General features: G+C 62.0%; 8 protein-coding genes and 2 CRISPR repeat arrays. Of the genes, 4 read left to right on the top strand and 4 right to left on the bottom strand.

Going from position 1 to position 12,748, the window contains the following annotated elements; all coding sequences use genetic code 11:
• Positions 1-154: 154 nt before the first annotated feature.
• A complete protein-coding gene (gene cas3, locus T5B8_RS17065) occupies positions 155-2,857 on the bottom strand; it encodes a CRISPR-associated helicase Cas3' (RefSeq protein WP_353180572.1) in 2,703 nt (900 codons plus the stop codon).
• 412 nt (positions 2,858-3,269) lie between these two features.
• A CRISPR array of direct repeats spans positions 3,270-3,604; the repeat unit is 29 nt; unit sequence CGGTTCATCCCCGCGCATGCGGGGAACGG.
• A gap of 91 nt (positions 3,605-3,695) precedes the next feature.
• Positions 3,696-4,764: a CRISPR direct-repeat array (repeat unit 29 nt; unit sequence CGGTTCATCCCCGCGCATGCGGGGAACGG).
• Positions 4,765-5,207: 443 nt separating this feature from the next.
• Between cas3 and T5B8_RS17060 the strand changes: the two genes are divergently transcribed.
• The 3 genes from T5B8_RS17060 (at position 5,208) to T5B8_RS17050 (ending at position 8,854) form a co-directional block, all read left to right on the top strand.
• Complete coding sequence (locus T5B8_RS17060; RefSeq protein ID WP_353180571.1) at positions 5,208-6,086, top strand: hypothetical protein; 879 nt, start codon at positions 5,208-5,210, stop codon at positions 6,084-6,086.
• A 246-nt stretch (positions 6,087-6,332) separates the two neighbouring features.
• Entirely contained in the window at positions 6,333-6,674 is a 342-nt protein-coding gene (locus T5B8_RS17055) for a zinc ribbon domain-containing protein YjdM (RefSeq protein WP_353180570.1), read from the top strand.
• 227 nt (positions 6,675-6,901) lie between these two features.
• Complete coding sequence (locus tag T5B8_RS17050; protein ID WP_353180569.1) at positions 6,902-8,854, top strand: MFS transporter; 1,953 nt, start codon at positions 6,902-6,904, stop codon at positions 8,852-8,854.
• Here T5B8_RS17050 and T5B8_RS17045 read toward each other — a convergent pair.
• The 3 genes from T5B8_RS17045 to T5B8_RS17035 all read right to left on the bottom strand — a co-directional run bounded on the left by T5B8_RS17045 (position 8,835) and on the right by T5B8_RS17035 (position 11,455).
• Positions 8,835-9,440, bottom strand: coding sequence for a TetR/AcrR family transcriptional regulator (locus T5B8_RS17045; protein ID WP_353180568.1), 606 nt, complete (start codon positions 9,438-9,440; stop codon positions 8,835-8,837). The genes T5B8_RS17050 and T5B8_RS17045 overlap by 20 nt on opposite strands.
• Before the next feature lie 243 nt (positions 9,441-9,683).
• Positions 9,684-10,451 (bottom strand): SDR family NAD(P)-dependent oxidoreductase, encoded by a 768-nt coding sequence (locus tag T5B8_RS17040; RefSeq protein WP_353180567.1) that lies wholly within the window; start codon positions 10,449-10,451, stop codon positions 9,684-9,686.
• Positions 10,452-10,537: 86 nt separating this feature from the next.
• A complete protein-coding gene (locus T5B8_RS17035) occupies positions 10,538-11,455 on the bottom strand; it encodes a LysR family transcriptional regulator (RefSeq protein ID WP_353180566.1) in 918 nt (305 codons plus the stop codon).
• Positions 11,456-12,021: 566 nt separating this feature from the next.
• Here T5B8_RS17035 and T5B8_RS17030 point away from each other — a divergent pair.
• Complete coding sequence (locus T5B8_RS17030; RefSeq protein WP_353180565.1) at positions 12,022-12,495, top strand: flavodoxin family protein; 474 nt, start codon at positions 12,022-12,024, stop codon at positions 12,493-12,495.
• The last annotated feature ends 253 nt before the right edge of the window (positions 12,496-12,748 follow it).

Here is a 12,748-nt window from a genome sequence, read left to right as displayed (position 1 = left end):
AGACCTTTAAGCATTAGGTTCGTCACCTAGACGATTGGCTTATAGTCGAGCCCTCTGCGCCAGCAGAGATGAACCGAGTAGCCCTTTCGCATAGCGGCGAAATGCTCGCTTTCCCCACGAAAGCGGGGACGACGAGGGGAAGAATTTCTTCCCCTCACTTCTCACCTGCTTCATAAACAAGGCCCAGTGCTGGGTCCAGATAGAGCGACTGACCGCCCAGCTCACAACGCCCGGCGACCAGCGGCATTGGATAGAGATGGCGCAGAAGCGGATGCTCGTCGAATGCCGGTGGCCGCTCTGCCTGCTGGCAATGGAGCACGACCGCCTTGCGCGACACGCGCAACTGGCGGGCATAGAGTTGGCGTGCAATATCGTCGGACGGCACTTTCTCTGGATCGATGACGGTTCCGTCGACAGTCCAGGCGCCGTCGATGACATCGATGGGTACGAGATTCACGGAGTCCGGACCGAGCCGGGTCACATTACGCATGCCCTGCTCGTCATCACCGCCGAACGGCTTGTTCTGGTAGGCCCGAGCCGGCTCGTCCTCCGGGTCCAATGAAATATCGATCGCCTGCTGGTGCTTGCCTTTCTCGGTCCCCAAATGAGCACCGTAGGATTCGATTTCGATGAAATCGCGAATCTGCTCACTTATCGCGTCTGACAATTCCGGAAAGCTATAGACATGCTGGACCAGCGCATCGATATCGCTCGGCAGGTTGAGGAGGTCGCGCTCGCGAAGACAGGCCCAGGTATGTCCGAGCACGAGCGGGTCGTAGACATATTCCCAGGCGGTTTCCTTGAGCGACGGCAAGTGATCGTGATGCAACCCCGCGATCCACAGGCGCGCGTGCTCATGCGCGGCCGGACGCAGCCGGTCGTGGCGATGCATGCGCCCCGCTCGCTGCAGAAGCAGATCGATAGGCGCGAGATCGCTCAGCATGAAATCGAAGTCCAGATCGAGCGATTGTTCGGCGACCTGGGTCGCAATCAGCAAGCCCTTGGCGGGCCGCCCCTCGGCGTTGGAGTCGCTCGATTCACCGAAGAGTGCGAGCACGCGCTTTTCGATGTCGGCGCGCTGATCTGCCGGAAATCGCGCATGAAACAGCACTGTTTCGATACCGATTGCATGCGTGTGCGGCTCGAGCAACCGAAACAGTTGTTGCGCGCGATCGACCGTATTGACGATTACCGCTCCGCAACCACCCTCCTCAAGCAAGGCGATCGCCTGCTCCTTGATCGCCTCCAACGACTCGTCGAGCCCGTGCACCGTAATGGGCGCCTGCGGCCGGTAGCCAACCGTCATGCCGCGGACCGAGTGCGCATCGATTTGTGTTAACCGCGGGTAGTCGCTTTGGGGCAGCTCCTGCGGATCGGCACCCCAGGCCCGAACCAGCCGATCCCGTTTGGCCTGCGGCAGCGTCGCACTCATGAGCACGACCGAACTGCCCATGGCCCTCAACCAACGTACGAGCGCCTCGATCAACACGCTGGTGTAGGTGTCGTACGCATGCACCTCATCCAGGACGACCACTCGGTTTGCCAAGCCCCATAACCGCACGAAATGATGTTTGGCATTGAGCACACCGAGCAGTGCTTGGTCGACCGTGCCCACCCCGTACGGCGCCAGCAATGGCCGACGCCGTTGGGAAAACCAGACCGACGCCGACACGCTTTCCCGATTGTCGTGCGCAATACCGCGCAGATGGCGTAGCTGCTCGTTCATCGCCGCACCGCCGTGCACGAGTTTCACCGTCGTCGTTTCGTCGAAGGCACGGAGAAACTCTCGGGTACGGTCGAAAAGCGCGTTGCCGGTCGCCTGGGTCGGCAAAGCGACATACAGTCCGCGATGCGCGTTCATGGCCTGCAGGCGAAGATAGGCCAGATACGCCAACTCGGTCTTGCCCTCGCCCATCGGCGCTTCGACCAAGAGCAACGTCGGCCCTTGCGCATCTTGCAGTAACGCCTCGCCGGCCTGCTGCAACGGGCGCGGCGCCGTGGGTTTGCCGCGGATGCGGCCAAGGAGAGCGTCCACCGGTAAAGGCTCGGACAGAAGTTGTCGAAACCGCGGCCAACCGGCATCCGCCAACGCGGCGCTCGCCAGCTCGCGCGCCGACTGGTAGTACGCTTGCAAATCGTCATGTCGCTCGCCGAGAGCGAACCACGACACATTGGAGGCGATCCAATCCGCGGTACTGGTCAAGCCGGCCAGCCAGTTCACCGCGACCAGATCCAGATCTTCGTGGCTTGGACAGCCTTGCGGATCGAGCGTGCGCCAATACACATCGAGTATTTCGCGGCGTGCGCGCGCCCACTCGGCAGACTCGCCGACAGGCCGACCATGGCGGGTTTCGTCCGCGCGGAAGTGACGGCCGTGATGCGCGGCGATCGCCTGCACGATGGCCAGCACCCAACTCCACGGTGCGCGAGTCAGCTCGCCGAGCGGCTCTGCAAGGAGTGCCGCGGTGGCCAACGAATGGTTGCCCCGCTCCTCTGCCTGATCTGGAAAACCAAGGCCGGCGGCCTCGGCACGCGCATGACCGGTTGGCCACTTGATGACGAAACCCGGAATGGCTTTACCGAAATCGTGTAAGCCGGCAATCGCGGCAATCCAGCGCCTACAGCTTTCCCGGGGCAATCCGAGCGCGCGGCTGGCCCAATCCAGGCTTGTGAGTGGCTCATGTTGAAGCAGTGTTTCCACAACCGCCGCCACGTCCAGCATATGCGCCAGCAAATTGTGACCGGCGCTTTCTTCATCCGCCGCGCTTTTCGACCAGATCGAACGTGCCTGCGGACTTAACGCAGAAAATGTGGCTATGGATTGGTGTAGGCCTTCTCGGCCTTCTCGTTCTGACATGCCCTTGCTCTCTTTCTAGCCCGCATCGTCAGCATGAAACACGCGGTGGGTCAATTCGTGACCCTGCAAGAACAAATGCGAGAAAAGTACAAAGAGCGAAGAAGACCAAGCGCGGCTTCGCTACTTGATATGCAGCCACAACAAAGGCCGACGTTCCGGAAAACGCATGGCGACTAATCCCATCAGCTACGTGGCGAATTACCTGGCCACGAGTGCGCGAGCCTCGGCTGGCAGGCGATTCATGCGCGCGGGCGTTAAGGGAGATCGGGGCGGTCCTGAGCATGAGTGATTGTGACTCATCCTCGAGCCCGGGGAACTGGGCCTGATCGTTCAGGCGCTTTAGCCTGTTGAATGGTCCATCCCGCGTGTGCGGGGAACGGTCCTTGTTCAGCGTGGTGCCGACGTTGATCGCCGGTTCATCCCCGCGCATGCGGGGAACGGGCCTGCAGCATGGCCAGACGCAGATCGTCGATCGGTTCATCCCCGCGCATGCGGGGAACGGCGGCAGACCACGCAGCGCAGCGAACATCAGACCGGTTCATCCCCGCGCATGCGGGGAACGGGCCGACAGTCCGCGCAACGCCTTCTACCTGTACGGTTCATCCCCGCGCATGCGGGGAACGGACGTTGTGCAGCGTCGCCGTGGGCTTATCGTCCGGTTCATCCCCGCGCATGCGGGGAACGGGCGCTAAGCGAGCCTTTCGAATTGTCGAGTGCGCGGTTCATCCCCGCGCATGCGGGGAACGGGGCCTGCTGGATCGCCGTTGCACGGGCGCTGGCGGTTCATCCCGCGCATGCGGGGAACGGTCGAACGTCGGCCGGGCCGCATCGCCCGAGAACGGTTCATCCCCGCGCATGCGGGGAACGGGCGGCGTGATCCGCCTCGCTGAACTGATCCTGCGGTTCATCCCCGCGCATGCGGGGAACGGATCGACCGGGCACGGTTCGTCGAGCACGTTGCCGGTTCATCCCCGCGCATGCGGGGAACGGAACAAGAACCAGACCCAGAAAAGACCCAGACCCGGTTCATCCCCGCGCATGCGGGGAACGGACCACGAATCTCGATGCGGGCGAAACCGCATTCGGTTCATCCCCGCGCATGCGGGGAACGGGAGCCGGTAATCACAGGCACGTTGGAGATCGGCGGTTCATCCCCGCGCATGCGGGGAACGGATCCGGCGCATGGTGTTCGCCGCCAGCGGGCGCGGTTCATCCCCGCGCATGCGGGGAACGGGTCGGCACCGGGCGTCTCGTGGCCGCCGTAGTGCGGTTCATCCCCGCGCATGCGGGGAACGGATGGCCATTAGTGGGCCTCCTGCTGGTTGCTGCCGGTTCATCCCCGCGCATGCGGGGAACGGTTGCCCGGTATCTATACCGGCCTCCCTGAGTTCGGTTCATCCCCGCGCATGCGGGGAACGGACCTGTTCGACCGAGTTAATTGAGCTTATAGCCGGTTCATCCCCGCGCATGCGGGGAACGGTCAAGCCAGACACGCGCCGAATCTACCTAGCACGGTTCATCCCCGCGCATGCGGGGAACGGGGGCCGAGCATCAAGTTCGAGTTCGGCCGGACCGGTTCATCCCCGCGCATGCGGGGAACGGAGATTCTCGTTTACTAGATCCAACAACACCGGCGGTTCATCCCCGCGCATGCGGGGAACGGACACTATCGCGCTCAGAGACGCAGCAGGGCGCCGGTTCATCCCCGCGCATGCGGGGAACGGTACGGCGTGTCTGAGCGGTTCCAGAGCGATACCGGTTCATCCCCGCGCATGCGGGGAACGGTATAACGCTGGAGAATCAGCTTTCGGATCGAGCGGTTCATCCCCGCGCATGCGGGGAACGGCTCGTGGCAAGCGCGAGGCTCTTAAATGACAGAGGTTCATCCCCGCGCATGCGGGGAACGGTCTAATCATAACTGCTTATTTTTAAAGAGCGAATTAAGGACTGGAAATTCCACCAAGCTGAACGAGTTGTTCAGCTTGGAAAATGGGCGCCGCCATGCGCGGGACAATGGCGCTATTCGAAGCGCGAAACGGCTTATTCATCCGGCCTCAAATCAGCTGACACGGTCAACTGTTTGCAATTCCGTTGCAAAACAAAACGCCAGCGTCTGTCGGTATTTCATTTGCCAGTGGCTTCACCCCTTCGACCGCAACACCCAAGCGCGCCTACGCGCATTATTAACCCGAAAACCCCGGTTTTATGCGGCTTCATAAAGCGACGCACAAAGCCACCGGCGCATTGGCCGCATCCATGCGATTAACTATTTATACAGACTTTACAAAGTTGACAGAATTCATGGATGGACGGACTATACGACTGTCAGACGTCACAAGGAGTTTGCGTCATGGCATCCGAAAACGTGAGCGATCGAGGCCATGGATTGACTTCGTGGCTCGAAAGCGAGTTCGACAAACTCGATAGCGACCGGCAAAAACTGATCGGCCGGTTGGTCATGCGTCTTGCGGCTGACAATCTCAGTCACAAGCATGGTGCGTTCGTTAGCAGCTCCAGCCATGCGAAACGGGCTCTTCATCGCGGCCGGAACGACTTCATTACGGAGGTCATGCGCCTTGAAACGCTCATGAATCCGCCGGAGGACGAGGAAGTCGTTTACTTGGCGTCCACGAACGCGCCGGTTGACGCGTTCTTCGAGTCCGAGTTCGAGCGTGTACCTTTCGCCCAGAGCGTCCGGCTACCCGAGACGGGGTTTGAAGCGCCCTCGCGTTCACAAACCGGTGAGCTGATTGAAGCGCTGAATGCTAGCGACCCCGCTGCGCCGCCGGACAATGTGAAACCGGGCATTCTTACGCGCGAGCAGGCTCAGGCGAGGATGGCCGAGCGGACATTTGCGCCTGACCCGTCCCGCAGCCAAAGCGACGAGATGCTCTCCGCCCGGGCAATGGCCGACTACCTGAATGCATCGCACACCACGATCTACAACCGCTATAGAGACGGTCGAATTATCGGCTTGTCGCAAGAGGTCGGCGGCGTGGTGTTCCCCAAGACCCAGTTCGCCGAAGACGTTAGTCCGCGTGGCCCTGTCTGGTTGCCCGGCCTGGACAAGATCGTCGCCATTCACGGCAATGGCTGGCCCGCGTGGCTTTGGCTGAACGAACCTCGCGATGAGTTCGGCGACGAGACTGCGCTGGATCGCTTGCATGCCGGGGATCATTCCTCCGTGATCGTGGCTCTCAACCGCGAGGAAGAAGGGAGCTTCGTGTAATGGCGTACAACGCACACGATCTCAGGGAGTCTGCTTATCAAGGCCCCGCTCGCCGCGCCACGCCCATCCGCCAGTCTCGTAACCGACGCTGGCGGGTGGATACCTATCGGGTAGCGTGAAAGCAGGTGCGGTTCGTCGTAAACGCCGTCGATGACGTCCTTGAGCACAGCTGGGCACGCTGGCCCTCTTTGTGCCATGGCCCAAGTATCATACGCAGCCCGAACCAAGCCATAGAAGCCATCATTCATGTCCTGCCCGCCTTGCCCTCATTGCCAATCTGAATTCGTCTATCAGGATCAAAACCTGCTCGTTTGCCCCGAGTGCGCCCACGAGTGGAACCCTTCTGAGGCCGAGGCAGAGACGGAAGACGCCGTAACAGTCAAAGATGCCCACGGCACGCCGTTAGCGGAAGGCGACAAGGTCACCATGATCAAAGACCTCAAGGTCAAGGGCAGCTCACTGGTGCTCAAGGTGGGCACGAAAGCGGTCATCAAACGGCTTGCTGATAGCAAGGATCACCAGCTGGACTGCAAGGTCGACGGCGTCGGCGACATGATGGTGACCGCTCAGTTTGTGAAAAAGGCCTGAGCCAAGCTCAGGAATCTCGATCCGTCGAACGACCCCTGAATGGCGGACGCTTGGTGGCTGCCCGTAGCAGCTAACAAGGAAACGGATAACGCCCCGCGGCCAACGATGTTCGGCCGCTACGCAAACAACCACCGCGCGGATATGCACAGCCCATGCAGCCCGTCTCTTGCGTGCAAATTTTGTTGCTGCTATAAATTGAACACCGTTTAATTAATACGGATCGCGACATGGCTTCCGGACAGTTCAGGCTTCTTGGCGAGCGGCGGTTTTCGCCGTTCTTCTTCACCCAGTTCCTTGGGGCGTTCAACGACAATCTGTTCAAGAATGCGTTGGTGATCCTCATCGCCTTTCAGGGCTCGAGCTGGGCGATGACCGAGGGCGGCATGAGCACGAACGTGCTGGTGAACGTGGCGGCGGCGTTGTTCATTCTGCCCTTCTTTCTGTTCTCGGCCACGGCCGGCCAGATTGCGGACAAGTACGACAAGGCCACGCTCATGCGCTGGATCAAGGCGCTGGAGATCGTGATCATGGCGGGTGCTGCAGTGGCGTTTGCGCTGCACAGCCTGACGCTGTTGATGGTGCTTTTGTTTCTGATGGGCGCGCAGAGCACGTTGTTCGGGCCGGTGAAATACGGCTATCTGCCGGCGCATCTGGATAACCGCGAACTCACCGGCGGCAACGGCATGGTGGAGCTGGGCACGTTCCTGGCGATTCTGCTGGGCACGATCGCGGGCGGCCAGCTGGTGCATACCGTGGGCGACCGGACGGTGGTGATCGGCGCGAGCGTGCTGGCCTTCGCCGTGCTGGGCTGGCTGGTGAGCCTGCTCATTCCGCGTACCGCGCCCAATGCGCCGGCCATCAAGCTCAACTGGAATCCGGTGAGCGAGACGATACGCATCGTCGGCTATGCGCGTGAAAACCGTACGATCTTTCTGTCGATCATGGGTATCAGCTGGTTCTGGGCGGTGGGCGCGATGTATCTGGCGCAGCTGCCCAACTATGTGCGCGTGGATCTGGGCGGCGACGAGACGGTGGTCACCCTTTTGCTGGCGCTGTTTTCTCTGGGCATTGGCATTGGTTCGATGCTGTGCGACCGCTTGTCGGGCGGGCGTATCGAGCTGGGACTGGTGCCCTTCGGCGCGGCGGGCCTGGTGTTGTTCAGTCTGCATCTGGGCTTTGCCGGCGTGGCCGATCACGCGGGCGAGGCCGACTTGTGGGCGTTTCTGGCGCTGGATGGCAGTTGGCGCATATTGGCCGATCTGGGCCTGATCGGGTTGTTCGGCGGTTTTTATATCGTGCCGCTGTACGCTCTCATCCAGGAGCGTGCGCCGCGTGATCGGCTGTCGCGCATCATCGCGGCGAACAGCATCATCAATGCCCTGTTCATGGTGCTGGCGTCGCTCTACGCGGTGGGCGCGCTGCAGCTGGGGCTGAGCATTCCCGGGCTGTTTCTGGCGACGGCCGTAATGACCGCGGCGGTGGTGGTGTTCATCTTCACGCTGGTGCCCGAGTTCACCATGCGTTTCATCATCTGGCTGCTCGTGAGCACGATCTATCGCGTGCGCAAACGCGGTCTGGACAACATCCCGGATGAGGGCGGCGTGCTGCTGGTGTGCAATCACGTGAGCTTCATGGACGGGCTCATCCTGGGCGGCTCGGTGCGCCGGCCGGCCCGGTTCGTGATGTATCACACCATCTTCGATGTGCCGGTGCTGTCGTTCATTTTCCGTACCGGCAAGGCCATCCCCATTGCCCCGGCCAAGGAAGACCCGGAGCGCCTGGAAGCCGCCTACGACGCCATCGCTCGCGAGCTGGAAGATGGTCAGGTGGTGTGCCTGTTCCCGGAAGGCGCGATTACGCGTGACGGCGAGCTGCAGGAATTCCGCCAGGGCGTGGAACGCGTGGTGCAACGCACGCCCGTGCCGGTGGTACCGATGGCCCTGCGCGGCATGTGGGGCAGCTTCTTTTCGCGCAAGGGCGGCCCGGCGATGCAGCGCCTGCCGCAACGTTTTCGCTCGCATATCGAATTAATCGCGGGCGAAGCCGTGCCCCCGGAACAGGTCAGGGCGGCCGATCTGCAACAGCGCGTGCAAACCATGCTCGATAGTGGCGAGCCGCTGCCAGCGCAGGATGCGCCCACGGGCGCAAGGCCGACGGGCGCTACGCCGTCCGCGCCGTAAGGCCGGCCAGATAGTTGCTGACAAGGTCGTCGGTCAGGTGCTCGGTAGCCTGGCCGCCGACCATATGCAGCTTGCCGGTCAGGGTGAGAATGCATACGCCGTGCACCCCGCTCCACAACGCCTGGGCAGCGGCGTCGAGCGCAGCACCTTGGGCACCGGATACCTGCGCGAGCGGTTCCATGATCAGTGCCACCAGCGCCCCAATCCGGTCGTCGATATAGTCCGGGCCGGGCACGGTTTCCGGCAGCCGGTGTTCGAAACAGGCGCGCCAGAGGTTGGGATGCGCGCGGGCAAATTCGGCATAGGCCCGGGCCACATGCAACAGCTGTTCGGTGGGCTCGGCATGGGCGGCCGCAGCCTGCTGCATGGGCACGCGCAGCCGATCGAGCGTACGCGCATTCACATGCAGAATGACGTCGTCGAGATTGGCGAACACCAGATAGATCGTACCCGGCGTATAACCGATCTCGCGGGCGATGGCGCGCGCGCTCAAACCGGCCAGCCCCTTGTCGACCATCAACTGCTCAGCGGCGTCCAGGATGAGTTCGTGGAGCTGTTCGCGGGTGTGTTCGCTACGGCGTGCCATCCAGGCGCCCTCGATTTTGCAGCGGGTTCCGGCCCGACCGCGACCGCGGCGCCCCGCCGTTGATCGCCGGTTCTATCGGCGCAGCAGCGGGGCCGGCTTCGCGGTTTCACGTCGATTGCCGACCGCTTGAAAAGCCAATCCCGACGCATCATAACGCGTTTTTGAACAGCGTTTATTTTACCGCGCGTGCCGGGGCAGCAGCCCGCGCTCGACTGCCCCGAACACCGCGCGTGATCGCGCGCCCTACAGCGTGGACTGCAAATGCCCGCCGTCGACGGCGATCGTGCTGCCGGTCATGTAGCGCCCGGCATCGGAGGCGAGCAACAACAACGCGCCGACGAGATCCTCGACCTGGCCGAGCTGGCGCTGCGGGATACGCTTGAGCATCTTCTGGCCCGCCTCGGTGTCGAAAAAGCCGCGGTTGATATCGGTGGAGATATAGCCGGGCGCGATCGCGTTCACGCGGATACCGTAGCGGGCCCATTCCAGTGCAAGGCTACGCGTGAGTTGTTCCAGCGCGCTCTTGGAGGCGGCATAGGGCGCGACCGCCGAGGCCACGCGGTGGCCGAGAATGGAGGTGATATTGACGATACTGCCCGGCTTTTCCGCCTGGCGCAGACGTCGGCCACATTCGACCGCCACCCGCCAGCAGCCGTTGAGATTGATATCGATCGTTTTCAGCCAGTCGGCTTCGCTCATGTCCATGGCCGGGGCGGCGATCGCCACGCCTGCGTTGCAGACGGCGATATCGACCGTACCGAATGCCTGCTCGGCCGCATCGAAACCGGCCGCGACGGACTCGGCGTCGCTCACGTCCATGGGTACGACGCTCGCTTCGCCGCCGGCCGCGCGTACGGCATCGGCCGCGGTCACCAGCGGGCCTTCGCGGCGCCCGCACAGCACGACTTTCGCCCCGGCTGCGGCCAGCGCCGTGGCAAAGCCGCTGCCCAGGCCGCCGCCCGCGCCGGTCACCAGGGCCACGCGGCCGGTCAGGTCGAATCGATCCGTCATGCTTATCTCCTCTTGTATTGATTGCGCGTGATGCCGCGCTCGCCGAGGCGGCATTTGAATTCATGGTCGCACACCGCAGGCGGTGGTCAGCTCAAATGCTCGCGCGCAATGGCGATAATACGTTCGCGCAGCCAGCGATGGGCCACGTCGTGATGATCGAGCGCGCCCCAGGCCATGCCGATATGAAACTCCGGCAGTTCCAGCGGCGGATCGAGCACGGCCAGGCCGAGATGGCGCGCCTGATAGCGGGCAATCCGGGCCGGCAGCGCGACGATCATGTTGCTGTTGGCCACCAGTTCGCGCGGCAGCTGATAGTGGCGGGTGAGCACGCTGATCTGGCGCGAGCGCCCGGAATCGGCCAGCACCTCGTCGATACGGCTCAGCCCGATCCCGGTCTGGGTGATCAGAATATGTTTTTCCGAAAGAAACGTCTCCAGCGTAAGCTCGCCGCCGGCCTCGACCAGCGCCGGATGATCCTTGCGGATCAGGCAGGCCATGCGGTCGCTCCAGAGCTGCTGCTGGTGGAAGTTGGCCGGCAGTTTGCCGAAACGGTTGACCAGCACATCGGCCTCGCCGCGCTCGATCTGGTCGATGGCGTCGCTACCGGCACTGAGGATATTCAGCGCGATATTCGGTGCCTCGCGCTCGAGCACGCCGACTACATGCGGCATGAGCACCGAGGCGGCATAGTCGGTAATCAGAATGGTGAACAGACGCTCGGCCGTGGCCGGTTCGAATGCCCGGTTAGGCGCAATCGCGCTTTCCAGCTGGGCCAGCGCATTGCGAACCGGGCGTTGCAGCTTGAGCGCGCGATCGGTGGGCTGCATGCCGCTGGCGGTGCGCACGAGCACCGGGTCGCCCAAAAGTTTGCGCAGACGTCGCAGCGCGTTGCTCATGGCCGGCTGGCTCATATCCATGGCCAGTGCGGCCTTCGTGACGCTGCGCTCGCGCAATAGCGCATCGAGAAACACAAGCAGGTTCAGGTCGATATCCCGAACATTCATTACGTGAATACATGCGCCGAGGAATATGGCGCAAGCATAGCACCACAGCCCTGGCTAGCGGCGCTTCTGCAGGAACTGATGGCCGCAGTCGATGCAGCGATAATAATTACGCAGATTCATTATCTTGCGAAAGCCATGACGACGCAGCGGCAGCACCCCGAAGCTGTCACACTTGGGGCACCGTTCACGATTGCGTTCGACTGTTTTAGCTGTCATTTTCGGGGGTTAACGATGACCAAATCCATACGATAGGACTTTAAAGAGCGCGGAACTCATTACGATACAACGACTCGCAGCGATCGCGTAACAATCGATCACTTACAATCTAATTGACGGTGAAAGAAATATCGCATAAAACCCTGAATTTTAATTCGCAAGCGTTATTTTCGTTCAACTCTTCATGAACCCTGCCAACAGGAAATCGCCGACCGGGCCGGAACCCATTCCAACGCAATGGCGGCCCCTTTTGTTTCTCGCAGCCAAGCGCAATATGGATCATAGCAGCCGCGTATGACAGAAACGATAAATTTACAAACAGATTTATTTTCCGATTGAGATGATGCGCTATGCCTGAGTCCAGATACCAGATCGTGGTGATCGCCCATGCGCCTTCGCCGAACACGCGCCGCCTACGGGATGCGGTATTGCGGGGCATCCGCCACCCGGATATCGAAGGCGTCGACGCGCGCTGGATCGCACCGCTTCAGGCCGGGCCCGACGATGTGCTCGGCGCCGATGCGGTGATCCTCGGCACACCGGAAAACCTCGGCACCATGAGCGGCGCGCTCAAGGATTTTTTCGACCGCAGCTACTACCACTGCCTCGATCACACCGATGCGCTGCCCTTTGCCTTCTATATCCGCGCCGGCCTGGACGGCACCGGCACACGCCGGGCCATCGAGAGCATTACCGGCGGGCTGCGCTGGAAAGCGGTGCAGGCGCCGCTCATCTGTCAGGACGAATTCGACCCCGCTTTCGAGGATCAGTGCGAAGAACTGGGGCTGATGATGGCGGCGGGGCTGGAATCCGGCCTGTTCTAGCCGGCCGGCGGGTGGGCCACCCAACCGGCTGACAGGATCGGCCGTTCTCGGCCGCTTCAACACTGCCCTCGATCACGAAATGGCGGCGCTATCCGCCGTTCTTGCTCGTGGCTCGGCGAATGCGAGCGAAGACGCAGATGGCGGTCGACCACGCCCAATCCTCGTAATTACGCCCCAGCACTGCACCAAAACCGGTCAAGCGCGCGCTGATGGGGCGCCGCGTGCGCGCCACGCCGCCCTTCACCTCGTTCAA

This window comes from Salinisphaera sp. T5B8, assembly GCF_040361255.1.
Lineage (GTDB): Bacteria > Pseudomonadota > Gammaproteobacteria > Nevskiales > Salinisphaeraceae > Salinisphaera.
The sequence above is the reverse complement of the archived record's forward strand: the minus strand, read 5'-3'. Positions and strand labels throughout refer to the sequence as shown.